The sequence below is a fragment of the Streptomyces sp. P9-2B-2 genome (assembly GCF_030406865.1).
GTDB lineage: Bacteria > Actinomycetota > Actinomycetes > Streptomycetales > Streptomycetaceae > Streptomyces > Streptomyces platensis.
Genome location: NZ_CP129126.1, coordinates 860072 through 885960 on the forward strand (window position 1 = coordinate 860072; position 25889 = coordinate 885960).

21 protein-coding genes and 1 pseudogene are annotated in these 25889 nt (G+C 72.0%); 17 read left to right on the forward strand and 5 right to left on the reverse strand.

Going from position 1 to position 25889, the window contains the following annotated elements:
• The first annotated feature begins 87 nt into the window (after positions 1 to 87).
• The 8 genes from QT196_RS03860 (at position 88) to ppk2 (ending at position 9495) form a co-directional block, all read left to right on the forward strand.
• Positions 88 to 2490 (forward strand): SpoIIE family protein phosphatase, encoded by a 2403-nt coding sequence (locus tag QT196_RS03860; RefSeq protein WP_248001568.1) that lies wholly within the window; start codon positions 88 to 90, stop codon positions 2488 to 2490.
• A gap of 1 nt (position 2491) precedes the next feature.
• The gene (locus QT196_RS03865) at positions 2492 to 3592 is read left to right on the forward strand and encodes a substrate-binding domain-containing protein (protein ID WP_290354338.1); all 1101 of its coding nucleotides are present in this window, start codon (positions 2492 to 2494) and stop codon (positions 3590 to 3592) included.
• 11 nt (positions 3593 to 3603) lie between these two features.
• On the forward strand, positions 3604 to 4413 hold the full coding sequence (locus QT196_RS03870; RefSeq protein WP_168477543.1) for an ATP-binding cassette domain-containing protein: 810 nt from the start codon (positions 3604 to 3606) through the stop codon (positions 4411 to 4413).
• Positions 4410 to 5678 carry a sugar ABC transporter permease gene (locus QT196_RS03875; RefSeq protein WP_290354339.1) on the forward strand — a complete coding sequence of 423 codons (1269 nt, stop codon included), beginning with the start codon at positions 4410 to 4412 and terminating at the stop codon, positions 5676 to 5678. Before QT196_RS03870 ends, QT196_RS03875 begins: the two co-directional genes overlap by 4 nt.
• A gap of 179 nt (positions 5679 to 5857) precedes the next feature.
• The gene (locus tag QT196_RS03880; protein ID WP_290354340.1) at positions 5858 to 6739 is read left to right on the forward strand and encodes a universal stress protein; all 882 of its coding nucleotides are present in this window, start codon (positions 5858 to 5860) and stop codon (positions 6737 to 6739) included.
• Positions 6740 to 6925: 186 nt separating this feature from the next.
• Positions 6926 to 7225, forward strand: coding sequence for a dsRBD fold-containing protein (locus QT196_RS03885; protein ID WP_085923535.1), 300 nt, complete (start codon positions 6926 to 6928; stop codon positions 7223 to 7225).
• 59 nt (positions 7226 to 7284) lie between these two features.
• Positions 7285 to 8631, forward strand: a complete 1347-nt coding sequence (locus QT196_RS03890) for a nicotinate phosphoribosyltransferase (protein WP_290354341.1) — start codon at positions 7285 to 7287, stop codon at positions 8629 to 8631.
• A gap of 42 nt (positions 8632 to 8673) precedes the next feature.
• The gene (ppk2, locus tag QT196_RS03895) at positions 8674 to 9495 is read left to right on the forward strand and encodes a polyphosphate kinase 2 (protein ID WP_168477551.1); all 822 of its coding nucleotides are present in this window, start codon (positions 8674 to 8676) and stop codon (positions 9493 to 9495) included.
• Positions 9496 to 9516: 21 nt separating this feature from the next.
• On the opposite strand, the gene QT196_RS03900 is transcribed toward ppk2, so the two are convergent.
• On the reverse strand, positions 9517 to 10392 hold the full coding sequence (locus QT196_RS03900; protein ID WP_290354342.1) for a universal stress protein: 876 nt from the start codon (positions 10390 to 10392) through the stop codon (positions 9517 to 9519).
• 226 nt (positions 10393 to 10618) lie between these two features.
• On the opposite strand from QT196_RS03900, the gene QT196_RS03905 reads away from it, so the two are divergent.
• On the forward strand, positions 10619 to 12340 hold the full coding sequence (locus QT196_RS03905; protein ID WP_290354343.1) for a GAF domain-containing protein: 1722 nt from the start codon (positions 10619 to 10621) through the stop codon (positions 12338 to 12340).
• Positions 12341 to 12353: 13 nt separating this feature from the next.
• Here QT196_RS03905 and QT196_RS03910 read toward each other — a convergent pair whose 3' ends face one another.
• Positions 12354 to 13061 (reverse strand): response regulator transcription factor, encoded by a 708-nt coding sequence (locus QT196_RS03910; RefSeq protein WP_168483543.1) that lies wholly within the window; start codon positions 13059 to 13061, stop codon positions 12354 to 12356.
• A gap of 197 nt (positions 13062 to 13258) precedes the next feature.
• Here QT196_RS03910 and QT196_RS03915 point away from each other — a divergent pair, with 197 nt between their 5' ends.
• The 4 genes from QT196_RS03915 to QT196_RS03930 all read left to right on the forward strand — a co-directional run bounded on the left by QT196_RS03915 (position 13259) and on the right by QT196_RS03930 (position 17621).
• Positions 13259 to 13834, forward strand: coding sequence for a hypothetical protein (locus QT196_RS03915; protein ID WP_290354344.1), 576 nt, complete (start codon positions 13259 to 13261; stop codon positions 13832 to 13834).
• Between the two features lie 97 nt (positions 13835 to 13931).
• Positions 13932 to 14696, forward strand: coding sequence for an HAD-IA family hydrolase (locus tag QT196_RS03920; protein WP_168477557.1), 765 nt, complete (start codon positions 13932 to 13934; stop codon positions 14694 to 14696).
• Positions 14693 to 17095, forward strand: a complete 2403-nt coding sequence (locus tag QT196_RS03925) for a glycosyl hydrolase family 65 protein (RefSeq protein ID WP_290354345.1) — start codon at positions 14693 to 14695, stop codon at positions 17093 to 17095. Before QT196_RS03920 ends, QT196_RS03925 begins: the two co-directional genes overlap by 4 nt.
• Positions 17096 to 17210: 115 nt before the next feature.
• Complete coding sequence (locus QT196_RS03930) at positions 17211 to 17621, forward strand: STAS domain-containing protein (RefSeq protein ID WP_168477560.1); 411 nt, start codon at positions 17211 to 17213, stop codon at positions 17619 to 17621.
• Here QT196_RS03930 and QT196_RS03935 read toward each other — a convergent pair.
• The gene (locus QT196_RS03935; protein WP_290354346.1) at positions 17593 to 19920 is read right to left on the reverse strand and encodes a collagenase; all 2328 of its coding nucleotides are present in this window, start codon (positions 19918 to 19920) and stop codon (positions 17593 to 17595) included. The two genes, QT196_RS03930 and QT196_RS03935, sit on opposite strands and share 29 nt — an antisense overlap.
• Positions 19921 to 20064: 144 nt before the next feature.
• Here QT196_RS03935 and QT196_RS03940 point away from each other — a divergent pair, with 144 nt between their 5' ends.
• Positions 20065 to 21450, forward strand: coding sequence for an aminopeptidase P family protein (locus tag QT196_RS03940; RefSeq protein ID WP_266734911.1), 1386 nt, complete (start codon positions 20065 to 20067; stop codon positions 21448 to 21450).
• Between the two features lie 41 nt (positions 21451 to 21491).
• On the opposite strand, the gene QT196_RS03945 is transcribed toward QT196_RS03940, so the two are convergent.
• Positions 21492 to 22217 (reverse strand): GntR family transcriptional regulator, encoded by a 726-nt coding sequence (locus tag QT196_RS03945; protein ID WP_168477566.1) that lies wholly within the window; start codon positions 22215 to 22217, stop codon positions 21492 to 21494.
• Positions 22218 to 22404: 187 nt separating this feature from the next.
• Here QT196_RS03945 and QT196_RS03950 point away from each other — a divergent pair, with 187 nt between their 5' ends.
• The 3 genes from QT196_RS03950 to QT196_RS03960 all read left to right on the forward strand — a co-directional run bounded on the left by QT196_RS03950 (position 22405) and on the right by QT196_RS03960 (position 25440).
• On the forward strand, positions 22405 to 22965 hold the full coding sequence (locus QT196_RS03950; protein WP_168477568.1) for a hypothetical protein: 561 nt from the start codon (positions 22405 to 22407) through the stop codon (positions 22963 to 22965).
• Between the two features lie 70 nt (positions 22966 to 23035).
• Positions 23036 to 23827, forward strand: a complete 792-nt coding sequence (locus tag QT196_RS03955; RefSeq protein ID WP_290354347.1) for a uracil-DNA glycosylase — start codon at positions 23036 to 23038, stop codon at positions 23825 to 23827.
• 182 nt (positions 23828 to 24009) lie between these two features.
• Positions 24010 to 25440, forward strand: coding sequence for an MFS transporter (locus tag QT196_RS03960; RefSeq protein WP_266734906.1), 1431 nt, complete (start codon positions 24010 to 24012; stop codon positions 25438 to 25440).
• Between the two features lie 68 nt (positions 25441 to 25508).
• On the opposite strand, the pseudogene QT196_RS03965 reads toward QT196_RS03960, so the two are convergent.
• Positions 25509 to 25889: pseudogene (locus QT196_RS03965) on the reverse strand (SAM-dependent methyltransferase); the annotation flags it as partial.

The following is a 25889-nucleotide window of genomic DNA, read 5'->3' on the forward strand; positions in this document are numbered from 1 at the left end:
ACCGCACGAGTCCTTGGGTCTACCGGGGCTGAGCTGACCGCCGTCTATGTGCCGGCCGAAGGGGACGGCGTTCTTCAGCTGGCCGAGATGGTCGGAGGCTCCGGCGTCCCCTATGGCTTGCCGACGAGCTACCCGCTGTCCGGCAACTCTCCGGTGGCCGCGGCCTTCCGCAGCGGCGACCCGCTGTGGCTGAGCCCGGCGGAGCTCGCGGAGTACGACCTCAGTGGGGCCGCGGACAGCCCCGGTGCGGGCGCCTGGGACGGTGCCGGGAAGCCCCCGGCGGATGTCTCGTTGTGCGTGCTGCCCCTGGGCGGGACCGTCCGGCGGCTGGGGTGCCTGGTGGTGATGGACAAGGCCACCGACGCCTTCGACGCGGACCGCCGCCAGCTCCTGGAACTGCACGCCGACCAGGTGGCCGCGGGGCTGGAGGCCGTCGCGGCCCGCGCCATGGCGCAGACGGAGCGGCGCTCGCTGCTGGGTCCGGGGCTGGACACCCTGCGGGGCGGCGCCTTCACGCTGGTGCTGCGCACCGGGCGGATGGACGCGGACGCCCAGGTGCTGGAGCTGTTCGGCATCGGCCCGGAGGAGTTCGACCGGCGGGTGGAGACGCTGCTGGAGCGCACCGTGCCGGACGATGTGCCGGCGCTGATGTCGATCGTGGAGCCGGGCGGGGTGCCCGTGTCCGGCCAGCAGCTGTCGATCCGTATCCGGCGGCCCAATGGCGAGCTGCACTGGCTGAGCCTGCGCTGCCGGGTGCTGGTCGACGCCGACGGCACCCCGGAGCGGATGCTGGGCGTGGTCGCCGACGCCTCGTATCTGCGGCCCACCGCCGACGAGGTCTCCATCGTGCAGCGGCTGTCGGCCGCGCTGGCCGGTGCCACGACGATCCGGGACGTCAGCCGGGTGGTGGTCGCCGCGCTGCGGGCGCCGCTGGCGGCCGACCGGGTGGCGGTGGCCGAGCTGGAGGCCGACCGGTTCGTGGTGTCCGTGCTCGACCCGCCGGAGCCCGCGGCCTGGCCCGACGCGTGGCGGTCCGAATGGCGGTCCGAGTGGCCCGATGCGGCCTGCCACTCGATGCCCACGCTGGAGAGCGTGCTGCGTGCCGGGCATGTCGCGCTGTGGCCGCCGGGTGCGGCCCTCGAAAGCGACCTCGCGGGCATCGGGCCAGGTGGGCTCGCCGTGCTGCCGCTGCCGGCCGAGGGCCGGCTCGTGGGGGTGTGCCTGATCGGCTGGGACGCGGAGCACCACTTCGGGCCGGAGGAGCGGTCCTTGCTGACCGCGACCGCGGGTCTGGTGGGGCAGGCCCTGGTGCGCGCCCATGCGCTGGACGCCGGGCACGAGCTCGCCACGATGCTCCAGCGCAGTCTGCTGCCCCGCAAGCTGCCGTCGCTGCCCGGCGGGGTGGCCGTCGCCCGCTATCTGCCCGCCACGATGGGGCTCGAAGTGGGCGGCGACTGGTACGACGTCATTCCGCTCTCCGACGGCCATGTCGCGCTCGTCATCGGCGATGTGGAGGGGCACAGCGCCGGCGCGGCCACGATCATGGGGCAGATGCGCACGGCCATCAGGGCCTACGCCGTGGAGGGCCACCCGCCCGATGTGGTGATCGCCCACGCCAACCGGCTGCTCCTCGGTATGGAGACCGATCTGTTCGCCACCTGCTGCTATGTGGACCTGGACATGGAGGAGGGCATCGCCTGGTTCGTCCGGGCCGGGCATCTGCCGCCGCTGCTGCGGCTGCCCGACGGCAGCACCGAGGAGGTGCCGGTCGAGGGCGGCCCTCCGCTGGGGGTGGCCGAGGACGGGGAGTTCCCGCTGACCGAGGTGGGCCTGGCCCCCGGCACCGTGCTCGCCCTGCTCACCGACGGCCTGGCCGAGTCGGCCACCCTCCCGCTGGAGGACGGCATCCGCCGGGTGCGTGCGGCGCTGGCCGCGGCCGATCCGGCCGATGCCGGGCAGCTCGCCGATGCGCTGCTCGGGGGCGCGAAGCGGCGCGACGACGATGTGGCCCTGCTGGTGCTGCGCTACGACGGGATGCGGGTCCGCCCGACCCGGGTCCGCTGGACGGTGTGGCGGCTGCCGGACGCCGTCATGCACGCCCGGCGCTTCACCGGGCGCACCCTGCGGTCCTGGGGTGTGACGGCGGAGCAGGATGTGGCCCTGCTGGTGGTGTCCGAGCTGGTCACCAATGCCATCGCGCACACCCAGGGCGAAGTACGGCTGGATCTGACGCTGGCCGCGGACCGGCTGCGGATCGGGGTGAACGATGCTTCGCCGCGGGCCCCCGTCAAGCCGACCAGCGTGGACTGGGAGTCGACCGGTGGCCGCGGGCTGCTGCTCGTCGAGGCGATGTCGGCGTCCTGGGGCTCGGTGCCGCTGAGCGGCGGCAAGCAGGTGTGGAGCGAGATCGCCGTGGAGCCGGGCGAGCGGCTCGGCGCGGCGGCTCCGGCCGCCGCGGACGGCCGGCCGAGCGGTGAGGAGGTGCGCTGAGGTGCGTGCTCGTCTGCGGGGTGCCGCTGCCGTCCTGGTGGGAGTGTGTCTGGTGGCCGGGCCGGTCGCCTGCGGGGAGGCCGGCGGGGCACGGGAGCCGAACGGGTCCGCGGCCGGCGGTGCCCCGAAGATCGGGGTGCTGCTCCCGGACAACACCTCGCGCCTCTACCACTTCGACAAGCCGCTGATCGAGCAGAAGATTCATCGGCTGTGCCCCAAGTGCACGGTGGAGACCGTCAGCGCGCAGCACGATGTGGCCACGCAGCAGCAGCAGGTGGACGCGATGATCACCAAGCGGGTGCAGGTGCTGATCCTGGACGCCGTCGACTCCAAGTCGCTCCGTTCGTCGGTCGAGAGCGCGCGGCGGGCCGGGATTCCGGTGGTCGCCTATGACCGCCTCGTCGAGGGGCCGGTGTCCGCGTATGTCTCCTTCAATGGCGCGACGGTCGGCAGGCTGCAGGGGGAGGCGCTGCTCAAGGCGCTCGGTCCCAAGGCGCGCGACGCCCAGATCGTGATGATGAACGGTGGGGCGACGGACCCCAACTCCGCCTGGTTCAAGCAGGGTGCGCTCGCCGCGCTCAAGGGCAAGGTGAAGATCGGGAAGGCGTACGAGACCGGCGACTGGCGGCCGGAGAATGCGAACCGCAATATGGCCGCCGCCATTTCGGCCCTCGGCGCGGACCACATCGACGGCGTCTACTCCGCCAATGACGGGCTGGCCGCCGGCATCATCGCCGCCCTTCAGGCCGCCAAGGTCTCTCCGTTGCCGCCCATCACCGGCCAGGACGCCGAACTCGCCGCCATTCAACGCCTCGTCAAGGGCGATCAGACCATGACCGTCTACAAGCCCTTCGCGCCCGAGGCCGGCACCGCAGCCGCCATGGCCGTCGCGCTGGGGCGCGGCGAGAAGCTCAACGGCATCACGACGCACACGGTCAACAGCCCCACCCACCGCGGCATCCCGGCCGTGCTGCTCACCCCGATCTCCGTGAACGTGCACAACATCAAGAAAACCGTGGTCAAGGACGGTATGTACACGATCGATCAGATCTGCACCCCCAAGTTCGAGTCCGCCTGCAAGAGGGCGGGACTCCTCAGGTAAGGCAGGCATCCATGGAGTCCGGCGCAACCCTCCGGCGGCCGGGGCCGGCCCCGCCCCTGCTGGCTCTGCACGGCATCTTCAAGCGGTACGGCGCCGTCCAGGCCCTGGCCGATGTCGATCTGGAGATCCGCGCCGGTCAGGTCGTCGCTCTCGTGGGCGACAACGGCGCCGGCAAGTCCACCCTGATCAAGGTGATCGCCGGGGTCGACCCCGCCGACGGCGGCGAGATCGAGTGGGACGGCCGGCCCGCCCCGATCACCCGCCCGCACGACGCCCAGGACCTGGGCATCGCCACCGTCTACCAGGACCTCGCGCTGTGCGACAACCTCGATGTGGTCGGCAATCTCTTCCTCGGCCGCGAGATCCACCGGGCCGGTGTCCTCGACGAGGTGGAGATGGAGCGCCTCACCCTCGACCTGCTGGACATGCTGGCCATCCGGATGCCCGACGTCCGTCTCCCGGTCGCCTCGCTCTCCGGCGGCCAGCGCCAGACCGTCGCGATCTCCCGCTCGCTCCTCGGCGAACCCCGGCTCGTCCTCCTCGACGAGCCCACCGCTTCCCTGGGCATCGAACAGACCGCCCAGGTCCTCGACCTCGTCGACCAGCTGCGTGAGCGCGGGCTCGGGGTGCTCCTGATCAGCCACAACATGGGAGACATCAAGGCCGTCGCGGACTGGATCGCGGTCCTGCGGCTCGGCCGGAACAACGGGTTCTTCGATGTCACGACCACCTCCCACGAGCAGATCATCTCCTCGATCACCGGCGCCACGGACAACGCCGTGACCCGCCGCAAGGCCCCGGATTGGGACGCGGAGCCATGAGCCGGACCTGGGCGCTCCGGAAGCACAAGGCGGCCGGCGGAGCGGTCACCGCTGCCGACCGCCGCCGGCTCACGCCCGAGTTCGGCGCACAGAACCCCCTGGAGATCCTCAAGCGCAGATTCCACAGCGGTGAGCTCGGCTCGGTGCCGGTCGCCCTCGGCCTGATCGTGGTGTGGATCATCTTCGAGAGCCTCAACGAGAACTTCCTCTCGCCGCGCAACCTGTCCAATCTGAGCGTGGACATCGTCGGCACCGGCATGATCTCGGTGGGCGTCGTCTTCGTACTGCTGCTGGGCGAGATCGATCTCTCGGTCGGCTCGGTGAGCGGTCTGGCGGCGGCCGCGTTCGCGGTGCTGAACGTGAGCCACGGGGTGCCGGAGGGGCTCGCGCTGCTGATCGCGGTGCTCGGCGGCGCGGCGATCGGAGCCGTGCAGGGCTTCTTCCTCGCCAAGGTCGGGGTACCGGCGTTCGTGGTCACCCTCGCGGGACTGCTGGGCTGGAACGGCCTGATGCTCTACATCCTGGGCGCCAACGGCACGATCAACATCGACGACAAGGGCCTGCTCGCGATGCTGACCGGCTACTACTTCCACAATGTGGCCGCCGCGTACGGCCTGGCGGCGCTGGGCACCGCCGGGTACTTCCTCGCTTCGTACCATGACGCGCGGCGGCGCCGGGCCGCCGGTGTGCCCGCCCGGCCGCTGAGCGAGATCCTGCTGCGCACCGGCGTGCTGGCGGCGATCGCGATGGCCTCGGCGTTCGTCCTCAACCAGTTCCTGGGGCTCCCCCTGGCCCTGTTGATCTTCCTCGTGGTGCTGGTCGGCCTCGACTACGTGCTGCGCCGCACGCGCTACGGACGCATGATCTTCGCGCTCGGCGGCAGCGTCGAGGCGTCCCGCCGCACCGGCCTCAACGTGGACCTGGTCCGCATCTCGGTCTTCATGATGTCCGCCACGATGGCGGCGGTCGGCGGTCTCTTCCTGGCCTCGCGCGTCACCTCGGCCAGCCAGACCTCGGGGGCGGGCCTGCTGCTGATGGACGTCATCGCCGCGGCGGTCATCGGCGGTACCAGTCTGTTCGGCGGACGGGGCCGGACCTGGTCGGCCCTGCTCGGCGTGCTGGTGATCCAGTCGATCGCCTCCGGCGTGGCCCTCATGGGTATCCAGACGGCCGTGCAGTTCATGATCACGGGTGGTGTGCTGCTGATCGCCGTGGTCATCGACTCGCTGTCGCGGCGGGCTCAACGGGCGCATGGGCGGGTCTGACGCGGCGCCGCGACGGCGGGCGTTCGGGCCGCGGTCCGGAACGGAGCGCGCCGGGCAGCGGCCGCGCGGACCTCTGGCGGCGCGATGGGGGCCGAGTGGCTCATGCCGCGGCGGACGAGGCCGAGCACCCTTGAGATGTGGGCGCGAACGCCCCGAGCGCGCAAGGAACGGAGCGAGCCATGAAGGATGTCATCACCGCCGGTGTGGACGGTACGCCCGAGTCCTTGTCCGCGATCCGGTGGGCGGCCGAGGAAGCGCAGCTGCGGCGTGCGCGGCTGCGGCTGCTGCACGCCTGGGTGCTGCTCGCGCCGGAGCCCGCGTCCCACCCCGAGGACGGACAGGACCAGAACCACTGGACCCACCGGATGATGGACGAGGCCGCCACGACGGCCCGCGCGCGCTTCCCTGACCTGCCGGTGGACGAGGTGCTGGTGGCCAAGGACCCGCTGGACGCCCTGCACGAAGCCGCGGAACAGTCGGATCTGCTGGTCCTCGGCTCACGGGATCTGGGCCCGGTGGCCCGCTTCGCGCTCGGTGAGCTCGGCATGCAACTGGTGGCGCACACCGCCGCCCCCACCGTCCTGGTACGCGCCCGCGAGGACTCCACGGCGAACGAGGGCGCCGGCGAGGTGATGGTGGCGCTGAGCCTCCACGAGCCGTGCGAGGCGCTGCTCGCCTTCGCCTTCGCCAGCGCCGCCCGGCGGGGCGTCCCCCTGCGTGCCATCCACGGCAGGCACCTTCCCTCGTACGCCTACAACCGCGGGGGCGGTGTGGAGCCGATCGCCGCCGAGCAGGCGGCGCAGGACGCGCGGGAGGACATGGCCGAAGCCCTGGAGACCTGGCGCGAGAAGTTCCCGGATGTGCGGGTGGACGACCGGGTGGTGCTGGAGAGTCCGGCGCCGGCGCTGCTGCACAGTGCCGCGGAAGCGGGGCTGCTGGTCGTCGGCCGCCGCCACCGGGACCGGCACCGGCACCGGTTGCCGGGGCCCAAGATCGGCCATGTCGTGCAGGCAGTCGTCCACCACGCTCCGTGTCCGGTGGCCGTGGTCCCCCATGAATGACCGCACGGCAGCACGCGCCACGGTCGGTGACGGCGCAGGGGCCGTGCCAGGACGCGCCACGGCAGAAGGCGGATGATGACGGTAAGGGCTCATCCAGCGGGTTCAGCCGCCGACGGCCCGGCGGCCCCGGTCGTTCGTCCGGGTCGCGTCCTGCGGCGGCCCCCGGCAAGGAAGCGGAGGCAAGCCATGGCAAAGACAGTCGAGTGGCCCGTCCGTCTGTACCTCGTCGAGGAGGACGGCACGACCAAGGCGCGCGTGGAGCTCCGTACCGGAACCACGACCCTCACCGGGCACGGCACGGCACGGTGCAGCCCCGAGGACCGGGATGTACCGGAGATCGGCGACGAGATCGCGGCCGGGCGTGCGGTGCGGGATCTGGCCGGGCAGCTGCTGCGGGTGGCCGACAGCGACCTCGAAGGTGTCGGTGCCGCACCGCCCCGGCGTGAGCATCGCGTCGCCTACGGCTGGACGGACGCCATGGCGTGAGCCCGGTGCGGGCGGCGGCGCCGGCCGGCGGCCTCGCCGTCCCGTGGAAGGAGTCGGCCATGTCGGATGCGACGACCACCGATCTGTACGAAGTCACCATGGCCCTCTCGTATCTCCACGAGGGCATGACGCAACCGGCGACCTTCAGCTGCTTTGTGCGGGCGCTGCCGCCGGAACGGGGCTTCCTGATCGCCGCGGGGGCCGAAACCGTCCTCGATTTCCTGTCCGGTTTCACGGTCGGACACGACGATGTCGAGGTGTTCGCCGAGGCGTTGCAACGGCCCGCGCGCGACCTGGCCCCGCTGCTGGGGATGCGGTTCACCGGCGAGGTCCGGGCGGTACCGGAGGGGCGGGTGGTGCTGGCGGGTGAGCCGCTGCTGGAGATCACCGCGCCGCTGCCCCAGGCGCAGCTGGTGGAGTCCTTCGTGCTCAACCACCTCACCCATCAGACGACCATCGCCTCCAAGTGCATCCGCTGTGTGCTCGCCGCGCGGGGCCGCTCCGTCGTGGACTTCTCGCTGCGGCGCACCCACGGCACCGCGGCCGCCCTCCAGGTGGCCCGGCTCGGCGCCATGACCGGTTTCGCGGGCACCAGCAATGTGGCGGCCGCGCATGCCGAGGATCTGCCGGCCGTCGGCACAATGGCGCACTCGTACATCGAGGCGTTCGAGGACGAGGAGGCGGCGTTCACCGCGTTCGCGCTCTGCCACCCCGGGCCGGTGACCCTGCTGGTGGACACCTACGACACCGAGTCGGGTGTGGCGGCCGCGGCCCGGGTGCTCAACGGGCTGGGCCGCGGCGACGGTTCGGCCATCCGGCTGGACAGCGGCGACCTGGCGGAACTGGCCGTACGGGCCCGCTCGATCCTGGACAACGCGGGGCTGCCGCAGGTGCGGATCGTCGCCAGCGGCGGACTGGACGAGTGCGCCGTGCACGACCTGGCGCGGACGGGCGCGCCGATCGACGTCTACGCCGTGGGTACCCGCGTCGGGGTGAGCGCCGACGCGCCCTCCCTGGACTCGGCGTACAAGCTCGTCGCCTACGACGGCCGGCCGGTGATGAAGCTGTCGTCGGCGAAGATGACCGCCCCGGGGCGTAAGCAGGTCTTCCGCCGGCCCGGGTGCCACGATGTGATCGGCCTGGCCGACGAGCCGCTCCCGGCGGGCAGTGCGCCGCTGCTGGAGACGCTGATGAGCGGGGGCGTGCGCGGCACTCCGCGCGGCCGGCTCGCGGATGCCCGGCGGCGGGTCGTGGCGGATGTCGCGGAGCTGCCCGCGACGGCCCGGTACATCCGTTCGCCGCACGCGGTGCGGCCGCGGGTGTCGAAGCGGCTTTCCGCCCTGACCGACCACGTCCGGCGGCGGATCGAGCGCGAGGTCCTGGCCCCGTTCGGCTCGCACACCTGAGGCCGGGAGGCCCGCCGGGGCATTTCTCCGTACCGTCGTCGTATGGCGGAGAAACAGGGCGGCAACGGCCACGGGAAGCTGCCGCGGTCGCTGTACGAGCCGGAGCTGTACCGGCTCCAGACGGAGCTGGTCAAGCTCCAGGAGTGGGTGCGGACCGAGGGCGCCCGGCTGGTGGTGGTCTTCGAGGGGCGCGACGCGGCCGGCAAGGGAAGCACGATCAAGCGCGTCACCGAGTACCTCAACCCCCGGGTGGCGCGGATCGTGGCACTGCCCCGGCCCACCGAGCGCGAGCGCACCCAGTGGTATTTCCAGCGTTATACGGAGCACCTTCCCGCGGCGGGCGAGATGGTGCTGTTCGACCGCAGTTGGTACAACCGGGCCGGTGTCGAGCGGGTCATGGGCTTCTGCACGCCGGCCGAGCACCAGCGGTTTCTGCGGCAGTGCCCGGTCTTCGAGCGGATGCTGGTGGAGGACGGGATCCTGCTGCGCAAATACTGGTTCTCGGTGAGTGACGAGGTGCAGGAGCAGCGGTTCCGGCGCCGGCTGAAGGACCCGACGCGGCGCTGGAAGCTCTCCCCCATGGACCTTGAGTCGCTGACCCGCTGGGAGGAGTACTCGCGGGCGAAGGACGACATGTTCGTCCACACGGATATCGCGGAGTCACCGTGGTTCGTCGTCGAGAGCGATGACAAACGCCGGGCCCGGCTGAACATGATCGCCCATCTGCTGTCGACGGTCCCCTATCGCGACATCACCCCGCCCTCGCTGGAACTCCCGCCGCGGCCGTCCGCCACCGGCTATCAGCGGCCGCCCCGGGACCTTCAGTCCTACGTTCCCGATCACGCGGCCGGGCTGGAGCAGTGACGGCGGGGCCGCGGCCCCGCGTCAGACCTGCTGCGGCACCACGGCCACGGGGCAGGTGGCGTGGCACAGCGCGGTGTGCGCCACCCGCCCGAGCTGGAGGCCGAAGTGGCCCTGGCGGTGCTGTGCGCCGGTCACCAGCAGATCCGCGGCGGCCGTACGGTGCACCAGGACCTTGTGGGCCGGCCCCTCGACCGTGACCCGCCGCACCCGCACCGCCGGATACGCCCCGGCCACCCCGTCCAGCGCCTCGTCCAGCAGCGCGGAGGCCTGCTTCTCGTGGTAGCGCCGGGCGTCCGCGGCGAGCAGCGGGGCCTCGGTGGCATCGCGTACCGGGAGGGGCCAGGCGCATACCGCCTCCAGCGTGCACTGGCGGACCGCCGCCTCGTGGAAGGCGAAGCGGACGGCCGCCGTCTCCCCGGCCGGGTCGGCGACGCCGAGGAGGACGCGGCCGTGTGTGCCCGCCAGTCCGGCCACGTCACCCCGCACCACGATGACCGGGCAGCGGGCGCGGGCCGACACCGCCAGGCTGACCGAGCCCATCAGCAGCCCGGCGATCTCGCCGCGCCCCCGGGACCCCAGGATCAGCGCCGTCGCATGGAGCCCCTCGTTCAGCAGGGCGGTGACCGCGTCGGTGGCGAGCACCTCGCCCGAGACCTGGACGTCCGGCTGCCGGCGGCGGGCGACGTCCGCGGCGGAGGCGACGACGGACTCGGCGAGTACCTGCTCGCTGGGCCGTTCCCCGCCCTCCGGCGATACCTCGCCCTCGAAACGCTCCCATCGGGAGGCGTAGACGACCCGCAGCGGAAGGCCGTGGCGCGCCGCTTCGTCCGCCGCCCAGTCGAGCGCCCGGAAGGCGGAATCCGATCCATCGGTCCCCACGACCAGCGGATGCTCCATCGCCCCCACGTCCTTCCTCGCATCGGCGCGGACATGTCCCTACTGCCACCGTCGCACCCGGTCCGGGGGGCGTGCAGGTCCGGACGGACACCGGGTGGTGGGCCGCCCGGTCCTGAGTCGGCGCGGCGGCGGGCCCGCGCCGCCGCGCCAGGCCCCGCGGGGGCACCGCGGCTACCGTGGAGGTACGGCCCCCGCCCGCGTGCGGGGCCATCCAGCGGAGGCCATGGTGGGCGACCACGGAAGCGGCCGGCGCGAGACCGCCCGGCGCCGGCTCGATGCGCTGCCGGACGAGCTGCAACGGCGCCTCGACGCCCTGCGGCAGGGTCCCGGTGACCCGGTGAATCTGCTGCTGGAAGCCGTGCTGTCGGTGGGCCGGGGGCTGGATCTGCCGCAGGTGCTGCGCCGCATCGTGGAAGCGGCGGTGGTGGTCGTGGACGCCGAGTACGGGGCGCTGGGCGTGGTCTCGGAGGGCACCCGGCTCACCCAGTTCCTGCCGGTCGGGGTCACCGACGCACAGCAGCAGGCGATCGGCCGGCTGCCGGCGGGACACGGCATCCTGGGTGAGCTGATCCGTCATCCCCGGCCGCTGCGGCTCCCGGAGCTGTCCGAGCACCCGTCGTCGTACGGCTTTCCGCCGCACCACCCGCCCATGCACTCCTTCCTCGGGGTGCCCATCCGGGTCGGCGACGAGGTGTTCGGGAATCTCTATCTGACCGAGAAGCGGGGCGGCGGCGGCTTCGACGCCGAGGACGAGACGGTGCTCTCGACGCTGGCGGTGGCGGCGGGGGTCGCCATCGAGAACGCGCGGCTGTACGAGGAGGCCCGCTACCGGCAGCGGTGGCAGCAGGCCAACGGTGAGATCGTCGCCAGGCTGCTGCTGCCGGGGACGGACGAGATGGCGGCCCTGGGGCTGATCGTGGACAAGGCCCGGGAGATTCTCACCGCGGATCTCGGTGTGGTCGCGTTCCCCGAGCAGGACGGCAGGGCACTGCATGTCGCCCTGGCCTCCGGGGTCGACGCCGAGGCGCACCGCGGGCTGGTCCTCCCCCGGCAGGGGTCGTTCATGGGGGCGGCGCTCGACCTGCGGGAGCCGATGATCAGCACCCAAGTCGAGCAGGATCCGCGGATCACCGCGGGGCCGCCACGCTGGATGGGGCTGGGGCCCGCGGTCGCCGTGCCGATGATCACCGGTGGCCGGCCGCGTGGCGTGCTGCTGGTGGCGCGGGTGCTGGAGCGGCCCCCGTTCACCGAGCTGGAGACCGGCCCGCTGCTGACCTTCGCGGGGCAGGCGGCCCTCGCCATGGAACTGGCCGACCAGCGCCGGTCCGCCGAGCAGCTCACCCTCCTTCAGGACCGCGACCGGATCGCCCGTGATCTGCACGATCTGGCGATCCAGCGGCTGTTCGCGACGGGCATGACGCTCCAGAGCGCGGTCCGTTTCGTGGACCATCCGGAGGCGAGCGAGCGGCTGCTGCGCGCGGTGGACGATCTGGACGAGACCATCAAAATCATCAGGTCCACCATCTTCGGGCTGCGCGCCCATACGCCGGGCCGGTCCGGCCACGGGCTGCGGGCCCGCACCGTCACGGTGGTCGAACAGGCCGCCCGCGCCCTGGGGTTCACCCCGTCACTCCGGATGCAGGGCCTCATCGACACCGATGTGCCGGCCGAACTCGCGGAGCATGTGGTGGCGGTGCTGGGCGAGGCGCTGAGCAATGCCGCGCGGCATGCGCACGCCACCACGGTCGAGGTCTCGCTGGCCGTCGGCGGCGGTGCGCTGAGCCTGAGCGTCACGGACAACGGGGTGGGCCTGCCGCGCGACGGCCGGCGGAGCGGGCTGAGCAATCTCGCCAAGCGGGCGGAGAGCGTGGGCGGCGAGATGACGCTGGCGGCACCGTCGCAGGGTGGCACCCTCCTGCTGTGGCAGGCGCCGCTCCCGTCGGCCTGAGCCGCTCCCGGGGTCAGAGCCGGTACGGTCCGGAGTCCCCGGCGGCCGGCGGCGGTCCCTGGGCGGCGAGGACGGCCGCCTGGATACGGCGTTCCACACCGAGCTTGGCCAGCAGCCGCGAGATGTGGTTCTTGACCGTCTTCTCGGAGAGGTAGAGCCGCTGCCCTATCTGACGGTTCGTCAATCCTGCCCCGATCAGCCCGAGGATCTCCCGCTCCCGCGGCGACAGCCCGGACAGCGCGTCCGCCGCGGGTGCCTCGCCGGTGTCCACGCCGCGCAGGCTGCGCATCAGCCGCGCGGTGGTCGCCGGGTCCAGCATCGAGCGGCCGGCGGCGACCGTACGGACGGCGGCGACCAGGTCGGTCCCCTTGATCTCCTTGAGGACGTAGCCCGCCGCGCCCGCCATGATCGCGTCCAGCAGCGCCTCGTCGTCGTCGAACGAGGTGAGCATCAGACATACGAGTCCGGGCAGCCGCGACCGCAACTCCCGGCAGACGCTGATCCCGTCGCCGTCCGGCAGCCGCACATCGAGCACGGCGACGTCCGGGCCGAGCGCCGGACCGCGGGCCAGCGCCCGTTCGGCGGTGCCGGCGTCGCCGACCACCTCGATATCGGGCTCCGCGTCGAGCAGGTCCCGCACACCACGGCGCACCACTTCATGGTCGTCGAGCAGGAACACCCGGATCGGCCGCTGCGGTGAGAACTCGCGTACGTCGCCCATGGCGTCCTCCACGCTCTCCTCGTGCGGTGCGGCGGTGCTTCTCATCGTCGTCCTGCCACGGTGCGCACACCAGGGCCGAACGGGGCCGCCGCCCCCGCCGGGCCGACCCCGACCGGCCCCCCGCGAGGGCCGTTCGGCCCCTCCTGCCGGCCTCGTGCCGCGTGCGACGGTCGGGGCCAAGGCGCAGGGGGTGTGTGATGGCTCGCAGCGAGTTCCTCCGGCCGTGGCGGCGCAGCCCGCTCCGGCGGCGTTCGGATGTCGCGGAGGGCTGGCTGGTGCTGGTGACCGCCGTGCTGATCGCCCTGGGCGCACCGGCCGCCGGGCTGGCCGCCGCGCATGCGGTGGACGACGGCACCGGCCAGGAACGGCAGGGCCGGCAGAGCGTATCGGCCGTACTGACCGAGAATCCCCCGCCCCGGATAGGGGTGGACGTCTCCGGTGGCGTCGGCACGCGGGTGCACGCGACGGTGCGCTGGACGGCCGCCGACGGCGCCGCCCGGACGGGCGTCACGACGGTGTCGCCGGACCTGCGGGCCGGTGACCACACCACCGCCTGGCTCGACCGCCACGGGGCGCTGGTGCGCGACCCGGTCACCCCCAGGCAGGCGACGGGCGAGAGCATCGCCGTCGGCACCGTGGCCGGCACCTCGGCCGGGCTGCTGCTCCTCGGCGCCCAGCGCTCCGGCCGCGCCCTGCTGAACCGCCACCGCTACGCCCAGTGGGAGCGGGAGTGGGCGGCGGCGGACCCCCACTGGGGGCAGCGGGCGACGTGACACGGCGGGCTGCCGCCGGGGCGGCGGTCCGTGCGGCGCGCCCAGGGACGGCAGCCGTGGTGCCATGGAAGGGACACCGACGAACGGAACCGTCACCATGACCGGCGCGCCGTCTTTGGCAGCGTGCCTGCACTCCCTGCGGGCCGTCATCTTCGACACCGACGGGGTCATCACCGACTCCGCCGCGGTACACGCCGCGGCCTGGAAGGACGCCTTCGACGCCTGCCTCGCGGCCGTGGGCGGGCAGCGCCCCTTCGACCCGGTGGACGACTATCTGCGCCATGTCGACGGCCGGTCCCGGCAGGACGGCGCGGCCGCTTTCCTGCGCTCCCGGGGCCTTGACCTGCCGCCCGGCACCCCGGACGACGCACCGGGCACGGACACCGTCGGCGCCGTCGCGGCCCGCAAGGAAGAGCTGTTCAGCGCACACCTGCGGAACGACCCCGTCGCCCCCTTCCCCGGCACCGTGCGCCTGCTGGAGGAACTGCGGCGCCAGGGGGTGCCGTGTGCCGCCGTCTCGGCCTCACGCCATGCGACCGAGCTGCTGTCCGCGGCCGGGGTGCGCCCGCTCTTCCAGGCAGTGGTGGACGGCAACGAGGCGAACCGGCTGCACCTGACGGGAAAACCGGACCCGGCGCTCTTCGTGGAAGCGGCCCGGCGGCTCGGGATCCCGCCCGCGGACACCGCCGTGGTGGAGGACGCGCTGGCCGGGGTCGAGGCCGGCCGCCGCGGCGGATTCGGCCTGGTGGTGGGCGTGGACCGGACGGCCGGCCCGTACAGCGCGACCGCCCTGCGCCGCCGCGGCGCCGATGTGGTCGTGGCCGACCCCGGCGAGCTGCTCACGGCGGGAGCGGGCGGATGACCCACTCCTGGACCTGGTCGTACGAGGGGTACGACCCGGATACGGAGCGGCTGCGGGAAACCCTGTGCACCCTCGGCAACGGCTACTTCGCCACCCGCGGCGCGGCGTCCGAGGTGCCCGCCGGGCCCGTGCACTATCCGGGCACCTACGCCGCCGGCTGCTACAACCGGCTCCTGTCCACCGTTGCGGGCCGCTCCGTCGAGAACGAGGACATGGTCAACCTCCCCAACTGGCTCCCGCTGCGCTACCGGATCTGCCCCGCCGACGCGGCCCCCGGCCCCTGGCTCTCCCCCGACCACCCGCATCTGACGGAGCACCGGCAAACCCTGGACCTGGGGCACGGCACCCTGACCCGCTGGTCTGTCTACGAGGACGAGGCGGGACGGCGGCTGACCGTGGAGCAGTGCCGCCTCGTGCACATGGGCGAGCCGCATCTGGCCGCGCTGCGCACCTGTTTCGCGTGCGACGGGTGGACGGGCGCGGTGGAGGTGGAGTCCGGGATCGACGGGGCGGTCCGCAATGCCGGCGTCGCGCGCTACCGCGGTCTGGCGGACCAGCATCTGACGGGCTGGGAGACCGGCGCCGAGCAGCCGGACACGGTGTGGCTGAGCTGCCGCACCCTCGACTCGGACATCCGTCTCGCGCTGGCCGCACGGACCCGGGTCCCGGGCGGCCACAACGGGGTGGCCCGGCCGCAGCTGACCGCCCTGCGGGCGTTCCACACCCTGATACTGCCGCTCACCCCCGACTCCCCCGCGGTCGTCGACAAAACGGTCGCGCTGTACACCTCCCGCGACCCGGCGATCGAGAGCCCGCGGCACACCGCCGTGGACGCGGTGGCCCTCGCCCCGCACTTCCGGCAGCTGCGCGCCGCCCACCGCCGCGCCTGGGAGAACCTGTGGCGGCAGGCCAAGCTGGAGGTCCCCGGGGAGTCGGGCCGGATCCTGCGGCTGCACCTCTTCCATGTGCTCCAGACCCTCTCGCCGCACACCACCGAGCTGGATGTCGGGGTGCCGGCCCGGGGCCTGCACGGCGAGGCGTACCGCGGGCATGTCTTCTGGGACGAGCTGTTCGTCCTGCCGTTCCTGAACCTGCACCTCCCGCAGGTCTCCCGGGCCCTGCTCGACTACCGCTACCGGCGGCTGCCCGCGGCCTGCCACGCGGCACGGGAGGCGGGCCGTACCGGGGCGATGTACCCGTGGCAGAGCGCGGGCGACGGCCGCGAGGAGACCCAGCAGCTCCATCTCAATCCGCGCTCGGGGCGCTGGCTGCCCGATCACTCCCGGCTCCAGCACCACGTCGGGTCGGCAGTCGCCTACAACGTGTGGCAGTACGGACAGGCCAGCGGCGACACCGAGTTCCTGCACTCCAGGGGTGCGGAGATGCTGCTGGAGATCGCCCGTTTCTGGGCCTCGGCCGCGGACTGGGACGCCGCCCTCGGCCGCTATCGCATCCGCGGGGTGGTCGGTCCCGACGAGTACCACGACGGCTATCCGGACGCCGCCGAACCGGGGGTGGACGACAACGCCTACACCAATGTCACGGCGGCCTGGGTGCTGATGCGCGCGCTCGACCTCTGCCGCACGCTGCCCGAGCCCCATCAGCGGCAGCTCTTCGAACAGCTCCAGCTCGCCCCGGAGGAGCCCGAGCGCTGGGAGGACATCGCGCACCGGCTCCATGTGCCCTACCACCGCGGGGTGATCAGCCAGTTCGCCGGGTACGGGGAGCTCGCCGAGCTCGACTGGCACGGATACCGGCAGCGCTACGGCGACATCCGGCGGCTGGACCGGATCCTGGAGGCGGAGGGCGACACGGTCAACCGCTACCAGGCCTCCAAACAGGCCGATGTCCTGATGCTGGGCTATCTCTTCGCCCCGTCGGAGCTCGCCACGGTGTTCCGCCGGCTCGGCTACCCCCTCGACGAGGACACCTGGCACGCCACCGTCGACTACTACCTGCACCGCACCAGTCACGGTTCGACGCTCAGCGCCCTGGTCCACGCCTGGGTCCTGGCCCGGGTGCACCGGCCGGACGCCTGGACGTACTGCGAGGAGGCCCTGACCGGGGACGTGGCGGACGTCCAGGGCGGTACCACCGCGGAGGGCATCCACCTGGGCGCGATGGCCGGCACCCTGGACTTCGTCCAGCGCGGGATGACCGGGCTGGAGACCCGTGAGCAGGCACTCTGGCTCGATCCCGCGCCGCTGCGCGAGCTCTCCAAGTTCGGGGTACGCATCCGCTACCGGCGCCACTGGGACATCGATCTGCGCATCCGCGCCGAGCAGGTACGAATCGCGGTACCGGCCTCGGAGAACGCCGCGGTACGGGTGAACCTGCGCGACCGCTCGTTCACCCTCGCGCCCGGTACGTCCCGGCGGCTGGACCTGCCCGGGGACTGAGGGGGCCGAAGGGCCCTATCGGTCATGGCCCGCCCGGCCCTCCTGCCGGGCGCGTCCGCCGCCTTTCATGGTGACAGCGGCCCGGAGGCCGGAATCGTGCGGACAGGTGAGAACCATGCGGCAGTCGACGGCACCCAGGCGCGAGCACCCCATGGGCGCGCCGATCGTCGTCACGCTCTTCGGAGAACTGGACTACCCCAGCGCGGCGCGCACCAACAGGCGCCTCGACCCGGTGACGGCCGGGCACCGTCCGCACATGATCCTGGATCTGACCCGGGTGGACTTCCTCGACTGCGGGGGCATCGGGGTACTGTGCCGCGCCCGCCGCCGCGCCCGTGCGCACGGCGGCCGGCTCTCCCTGGTGATCACCGACCCGCGCTTCCTGCGCACGCTGGACGCCGTCGGTCTCACCGGCAGCTTCGACATCCTCGGTGCCCTTCCGGACACGGCCCGCCCGGTGGACGACGGGCCGTGGACCACCGGAGGCGGCGGGTCCATCACCTCCGCAGCGGCCCCTCACAACTGAAGTCCGCGGTGCCGGCCTTGCCCGAGGACCAGACCTCGGTGGGGCCGAAGGAGCAGTTCATATCGGCGAAGTTGTTCGCCGCGGGCTCGGCACGGTCGAGGATGAAGTAGTCGACCGTTTCCGCCATGTCCTTGAAGACCTGGTCGGGGCTGCCGGAGTTGCTGAGGTTGGCGGTGATCCGGCCGGTGCAGATGAATCGGCCGTAGGCCGGGTCGCCGCTGTCCTTGCAGGTGGGATGGCTGGCGGTGGCGGCGGTGATGGCGCTCTGGACGTCGGCGGGGCGGGAGAGTTTCAGGGAGCCGTTGGGCACGAAGCTCGTCTTCGGCACGAAGAGGTCGTCGACGATGGCGATCTGGGCGCTGAGGAACGCGTCGTACTGCTGCTGGAGCCCCGGGTCGGACCCCATGCGGTTGCGCCAGGAGTCGAACCCGGACGGATCGTCGGCGCGCAGATACCGGTACATCTCCTGGAGCTTCCCCGGGTAATCGCGCCACAGGAACTCGAAGAACGTCCCGGCGTAGTTGTAGAAGCGGAAGCCGTCACCGTCGTAGGTCGCGTGGAGCAGCTGGTTGATGCTCATCCGCGGTCCGCCGCCCGCGGTGTCAGCGATGATGCCCTTGACGAGGGAGCGTCGTACGGCGATCCCGTCGTCACGGGTCGAGCCGTCGAAGAATTCGGCGCTGCCCTCATCCATCGCGGTGGTGCGGTCGCCCTGGTACCAGGGGCCTTCGCCGAAGAAGCCGGGGACGGCGAAGCGGCCGTTGAGGTAGTGGACGTACTCGTGCCGGAAGAGTTCTTCGAGGGTGAGGCTGGAGTCCTGGGGGACGCGGCGCTGGTACGTGTAGAAGGTGGCGCCGCGCTCGATGTAGACACCGCCGTTGTTGGTGCCCATGCCGGTGAGCAGCGGGTGGTAGATCTCGTAGTCGGCGCGCGAGGCGTAGAGCACGATGGTCAGGGTGGTGTTGGGGTCCCCGGCCAGCGGTTCGGTGGTGCCGACCACCCGGTGGAACTGCGCCCTGACCTGCTTGGACGCATAGTAGAGCTGGTCGACGGTGGCGCGGTCCAGGGCGGTGCGGACCTTGATGGCGCCGTTGTCGTAGGAGTAGGTGCGCGGGAAGATCCGCTTTTCGATGTCCGCCTTGCACACCCCGTACGGGGCGCAGGCCTCGAAGTAGTTGAGCCAAGTGGCGATCTTGGCCCAGGGCTCGCTGCCCTCCCCGTAGTTCTGCACGGTGGTGGGGAGCAGCGCGCCGAGGTCGGTGATGATGCCCTGCTTGAGCGAGGCGATCTCGCCGAAGCGGCCGTACTCACTGAGGGCGTCGCGGACGACCCAGGCGTTGGGGGTGCCCTTGAGGTGGGTGTACCCGACGAAGCCCTTGAAGACGGCGCGGTAGCCGGGGTCGGCGGTGACCGCGGCCTGGAACGCGGTGTCCTTGTTGCCGGGGTAGACGCCCAGGTAGTTGACGGAGAGCGCGGCGAGGGCGGCGTTCCCCCATGCGGGGTCCTTGTGGGTGGCGGGGTGGGACGCGTCCATGGTCGCCAGGACCTTGCGGATCAGGCCGAGTTGGTGCTGGCGCAGCCCGGGGGCGCTGGCGGCGTTCAGGGCCTCGCGCAGGGTGTCGGCGTTGGTCCGGGTGACGTCGAAGGTGCGGGCCGCGCCGGCGAAGGCGTCGACCGCGCGGCGGATGGTGTCGACGGTGGGCCCGTCGGTGGTGTCGATCTCGTCGTGCGAGAAGTCCTGGTAGGCCACCGCGTGCAGATAGGTGAACATCTCGTACAGATGGCTGGAGTTCTTGCCGTCGTGGGCGGCGGCCAGCCCGGTGATGCGACGGGCCACGGCCTGGACATGGGCGTCGGACATGACGGGGATGAGCCGGGCGTCCCAGGTCCACACGAGCTTGCGCAGACAGTCGTCGGCGGTGACGGCCGGGTCGGCCAGGAAGTCCGCGAACTGTTCGGGGCTCAGCCCCGTGATGCCGTCGAGGGTGCAGGGGGCGACGGCGGGTCTGGAGCCGGGTGGCACGGCGGTGGGTCTGGTCTGCGGGCCCGGTATCCGGCCCCGCTCGGTGAGCGAGCGGGGTGCCGGCGCCGGCTGCGGGGCGAACTTCGGCGTTCTGGCGCGGCGTTGGACCTGGTCGAAGGGATTGGGGGTGGGCGCGGCGGCCCGCTGTCCGAGCTGCTGGGCGGGGGTGGCCGGCGCTTGGGGCGCGGCCTGGGCCGACTGGACGACCGGCAGGGCGAGGGCCGTGACGAGTGTCGCGGCCAGCAGGATCCTGCGCGGCGTGGGCGAATGTGACACCTGAACCTCCGGGAGGGGGTGGGGGGTTGTGTGGGGGGTGGGGGTGGGGTGTTGGCCTTCACTCCACGAGGTGTGACCTATAACATAGTAATGTGAAATTGCACTGACAAGGCTTCAGAACCCACCTTTCCCGGAGGCGTCGTCATGACCACGCGTACCGATCAACTCCACACCGGTAGCCATGACTTGCCGGTCCCGGACGCTCTCGCCGACTTCATGACCGGCCAGTGGGCCGCCACCCCGCTCCCCGCCGGCTCCCGCGTCCCCGGCTTCGCGCTCTTCGCCGACCGCCGGTCCCGGCTCGCCGCCCGCTTCCCCGGCGAGCGACTGCTCGTCCCCGCAGGCGAGTTGTCGGTGCGCTCCCACGACTGCGATCACCGCTTCCGGCCGCACAGCGCCTACGCCTGGCTGACCGGGCTGACGGGCGAGGACCAGCCGGGACATGTGCTGGTACTGGAGCCGGACGGCGAGGCGGTGCTCTACATACGGCCGCGCTCACCACGGGACGTCGGCGGGGAGTTCTACCGGGACCGCAAATACGGCGAGTTCTGGGTGGGCCGCCGCCCCGATCTCACCGAGGCCGCCCGGTTCACCGGCATCCGCTGCGCCCACCTGGACGACCTGGTACGCCACACAGCCGACCGGGACGCCTCCCGCGATCCCGAACTGGGCTGTGCACTCAGCGAGTTGCGACTGGTGAAGGACGCCTGGGAAGTCGGGCAGCTCCAGCAGGCCGTCGATCACACCGTCACCGGTTTCGAGGATGTCGTACGGGCCCTCCCCGCCGCGCTGCGCCATCCCCGTGGGGAACGCTGGATCGAGGGGGCCTTCCAGTTGCGCGCCCGCGCCGAAGGCAATGGCACGGGGTACGAGACCATCGCCGCCGCCGGTGCCCACGCCTGTGTGCTCCACTGGATCCGCAACGACGGGCCGCTCGACCCGGACCAGTTGCTGCTGCTCGACGCGGGCGTGGAGACCGACTCGCTCTACACCGCCGACCTCACCCGTACCCTGCCGCTGTCCGGCCGCTTCTCCCCGGTCCAGCGCCGGGTCTACGAGCTGGTGCTCGCCGCACAGGACGCGGGCATCGCCGCCCTCAAGCCGGGGGCGAGCTTCCGCGACTTCCACCGGGCCTGTACGACCGTCCTGGCCGAGGGCCTGGCCGACTGGGGTGTGCTGCCGGTCCCGGCGGCGGAGGTGCTCGCCCCCGACAGCGGTCTGTATCGGCGTTACACGCTGTGCAGTTCGGGACATATGCTCGGGCTCGATGTGCACGACTGCGGCCGGGCCCGCGCGGAACAGTATCTGGACGGTGTGCTGACGGAGGGCCAGGTCCTCACGGTCGAACCGGGGCTCTATCTCCAGCCCGACGACGAGACGCTGCCACGCGAACTGCGCGGTATCGGCATCCGTATCGAGGACGATCTGGTGATCACGGCGGACGGGGCACGGCTGATGTCCTCGGCGCTGCCGCGTACCGCCGACGGCGTGGAGGAGTGGATGGCCGGACTCCTCGCGGGCGGGGCTTGAGACTGAGGGGATTGAGGCTCAGGCGCCTGAGCCGGCGGCCCTCAGGCCCGGCGCGCGCCCGGCAGGTGGGGCCGCAGCACCAGCGGCTCGTCCTCGTCCCCGTCCCCGTCCCCGGCCCACAGTGAGCGGACATGACCGAGGTGGCGAGCCATACACGACTCGGCCGCCGCGGCATCGCCCGTCAGCATCACATCGAGCAGCTCCCCGTGCTCCTCGGCGGAGGGCAGCAGCTGATCGCGCTCGTCGAGCCGGGTGAGGCCGTAGAGGCGGGAGCGTTTGCGCAGATCACCGACGGTCTCGACGAGGCGCTCATTGCCTCCGAGGCCGAGCAGTTCGAGATGGAAGCGGCGGTCGGCCTCCAGGTAGCCGATGAGGTCATGCGCCCGGGCCGCCGCGACGATCTCCAGCGCGGCCGGGCGGAGTGCCTCCAGCTGTGCGCGTCCTGCGGTGCGGGTGACCAGACCGACGACCGGCACCTCGATCAGTGCCCGGATCTCGGTGTACTGGTCGAGGTCGCGCTCGCTCACCTCGGTGATCCGGAAGCCCTTGTTGCGGACCGGTTCGACCAGCCCCTCCCGGGCCAGATCGAGCATCGCCTCGCGCACCGGAGTGGCGGAGACCCCGAAGTCCGCGGCGAGACCCGGGGCCGAGTAGACCGATCCCGGGCGGAGTTCCCCCGCGACCAGGGCCGCGCGCAGCTGATGGGCGACCTGATCACGGAGCCGCGCCTGAGCGGTGATCAGGCTGCGATGCTTGAATTCACCCATCGTGCTCCTCTCGCACTCCTCCGAGTGGCCGCGAACTGCCAGCGTACAATGTCACGTTGCGACAATTGCCTGATGGCAGCGATCCACCCCGCCTCCGTAACGCGCCTGAGCGAGCCGGGGGCAGCGCACTTTCCGCAGCCGGTCATGATGGCTCCCATTTCCCCTTTCCCGTTTCCAGGAGCGGCAGTTGACCCCCTATTCCCTCGCGTTCTATCTGGAGGTGGTCACCAGCGGAACGCTGCTCGGCGCGCCGCCTACCGCCTCGCCCGACGAGGTCACCCAAGCCCTCGGAACTGATTACGCGGAGAACCCCCCGACCGACTCCGACGATCCCCATATGTGGCGCGACTACGGTCTGGCGGAGTTCTCCTGGCAGCGCGCATCCGCCGACGCGCCCTGGACCGGCCACCACTTCACCCTCCAGGTGCACCGGCTCACGCAGGGCCGAAAGGCCGTCGGGGAAACGCTCCGCTCCCGGTACGGGCGGTTCGACCGCCGGCTGCGCTTCGAGAAACTCCGCAGGCTTCTGGAGAAGCGCGGCACCCCCCTCGTGGAGGTTCCGGATTTTCCCTCGCAGGCGCCCTATTACCGCGTCTACTGGCAGCCCACCTCGCAGGTATCCATCACCGTCATCCGGGCCCATGGAAAGTACGCCACACCGGACGATCTGCGGGTCGGCGACGTCTACCACATCCTCGCCCCGATGACGCCGGAAGAAGTGGAGTGGCGCAGGTCGCGCCCGTGGTGACGCCGTACCGTCCGGGCAGTCATGGCGAGGAGACACCGGCTGCGGGTCTCGGGTCCTCTAGCGTGGAGGGATGGAGGACACCGGGGCCGAGGGATCACCGCCGGGCACGGACGAGAGCGGCTTTCCCGCCTATCACGCGGGGCGCTGCGGCGGGCTCGCGGAGCTGGACGCAGAGCTGGTCCGCTGCCGGGCCTGCCCCCGGCTGGTGGCCTGGCGCGAGGAGACCGCCGCACAGCCGCGCGCGGCTTTCCGGGGCCAGGAGTACTGGGCCCGCCCCGTCCCGGGATTCGGGCCGTCGGACGCGGCGCTGGCCATCGTCGGCCTGGCACCGGCCGCACACGGCGGCAATCGCACCGGCCGGATGTTCACCGGGGACGCCTCCGGCGACTTCCTGTTCGCCGCACTGCACGCGGTCGGCCTCGCTTCGCAGCCCACCGCGACGGACCGGGACGACGGCCTGGAGCTGTACGGGGTACGGATCACCGCGCCGGTGCACTGCGCTCCGCCGGAGAACCGGCCGACGACCGCCGAGCGCCGTACCTGCCGGCCATGGCTGTCGGCGGAGCTGGAACTCCTCAGCCCGGGCCTGCGCGCGGTGGTGGCCCTGGGCGCCTTCGGCTGGCAGGCGCTGCTGCCCGTACTCGGCGAAACGGGGTGGCCACTCCCCCGGCCCCGCCCCGCGTTCGGCCACGGGGTGCGGCTGACCCTGCCCGCCACCGGCCGGCGGCGGGAACTCCAGGTGCTCGGGAGCTACCACCCCAGCCAGCGCAATACGTTCACCGGCCGGCTCACCTCCGACATGCTCATCGAGCTGCTCGCCGACGCCGCCGAGGCCGCGGGCCTGACACCGTCAGCGGACTGACTCCGCCGCCGTGCGGCCCGGGACACCCACTTCTATTCTGGAGCAGAACGGTGCGCGGACCGGCGAGCGGTGCGCCCGAAGGGGCGCGGGGAACTGCGCGACCAGCCACGACGCAGCCGCACACGCAGACGCAGACCCAGACGCGACCGCTCGGCGCTTTCGCGGAACGCAGAGGAGTGCGCGTGGCGAATAAGGTCGAGGAGTCCGCATCGGTCGGCTCCTTCTCGCGCCGGGACCGGGCAGTGATCGCCGCTGCCGCGCTGTCCATGCTGATCGTGCAGATGGACTGGTTCGCGCTCGATCTGATGCTGCCGGTCATCGCCCGGGACTTCGGGACCTCATCGACCGACCTCCAGTGGCTGATCAGTGGATACATGCTGGCCATCGGCGCCTTGATGATCGTCGGCGGCCGGACCGCCGATGTGCACGGGCGACGGCGGGTCATCGTGATCGGCCTCATCGTGTTCGCCGTCATGTCCGTGGTGTGCAGCGCCGCGCAGAACGCCCCCTGGCTCGTGGGCGCGCGTGTCGTGCAGGGGACCGGTGCGGCGCTGATCTTCCCGGTGTCCGTGGCGGTGGTGACCAGCTACTTCCGGGACGCGCGGCAGGGGCCCGCGGTCGGTACGGTGCTCGCGTTCAGTTCCATCGGTACCGCGCTCGGGCCGTTCGTGGGGGGTGTCTTCGCCGAACACGTCAGCTGGCGTGCGGTGTTCCTGCTGAATGTGCCGGTGTGCCTGGCCGCCACCCTGCTGGTGCTGCGCTTCGTCCCCGAGAGCCGCGACGAACAGGCGACCCGCCGTCTCGACCTGCCCGGCGCGGCGACCGTCGCCCTCGGCCTGGCGTGTCTGATGCTCGCCGTCGACCAGGGGCCGGGCTGGGGGTGGGCCTCCGCACCCACACTGGCCACCTTCGCGCTGGGGGTCGCCTTCCTGGTGCTGTTCGTGGCGGTGGAGCGGCGGGCGCCGGAGCCGCTGATCGAGCTGTCGCTGTTCCGCAATGTGAAGTTCGATGTGATCACCCTCGCGGGCTCGCTGTCGAATGTGGTCTATTGCCTGATCGCAGTGCTCTCGGCGCTCTATCTACAGCAGGCACGGGGGCTGACGCCGACCCAGGCAGGGGTGATCTTCCTGGCCCTCTCCTGCGGCGTCGGAGCGGCGAGTTACCAGGCCGGGCACCTGGCGCTGCGCTGGCATGCCGAGACCCTGATGGCCTGCGGCATGCTCACCAGCGGCGCCGGGTTGCTGGCACTGACCTGGGTGCGGCCCCTGGGCTGGTACGCGGTGGTCTTCGTGATCTGCGGAGTGGGCATCGGACTGGGGTGGGCGCTGACGAATGTGGCGACCCAGGCACATGTCCCCGCGGAGCGGACCGGCGCGGCATCGGGCCTGGTCCTGACGTCGCTGGTGCTGTTCGGCGCGGTGAGCGTAACGATCGCGGCAACGGTCCTGGAGGCCGTCAGCGGCTCCCCCACCACCGCGGCCGCCGACGGCCCCGCCATCGAGGCCGTCCTGCGCGGCACGTCCGTACTGGCCTTCCTCGGCGCCTTCGGCCTCTTCGCCATCTGCCGCCCACGGCTGCGGGCGCACGCCGTGGCGGTGGAGGACGCTGCCTGACGGAAACGCGCCCACATCTTCCACGGCACCGTCGCCTCGCTCCGACTCCGCTCGTGACCCGCTACGGGCTACTCGTCCGAGCCGGTACCCAGCGGCGGCACCTCGACGACGAAGAACAGGAAGCCGATTTTGCCCGAAAGGGCATCGAAGTCGTCGCGGAACAGCTCACGGCCGGCCGGGTCGGGCTGCGGCTCACTGATGACGGCGAGGCGGAAGCCGGCGGCGGTGAAGGCATCGGTCATGGCATGCAACGGCCTGCGCCAGAGTCTCAGTTGGACGGACTGCCCGCTGAACATGAACTCGGAGGTATAGCTGGTGGTCGCGGAGTAGTCGGGCCGAGGGTCCTGGATCGCGTAGTCCACGAACGGGTGCTGCACCGACATGATCAGCCGGCCGCCTGGCTTGAGCACGCGCCGCATCTCGGCCAGCGTCGGCCCCCAGTCCTCCAG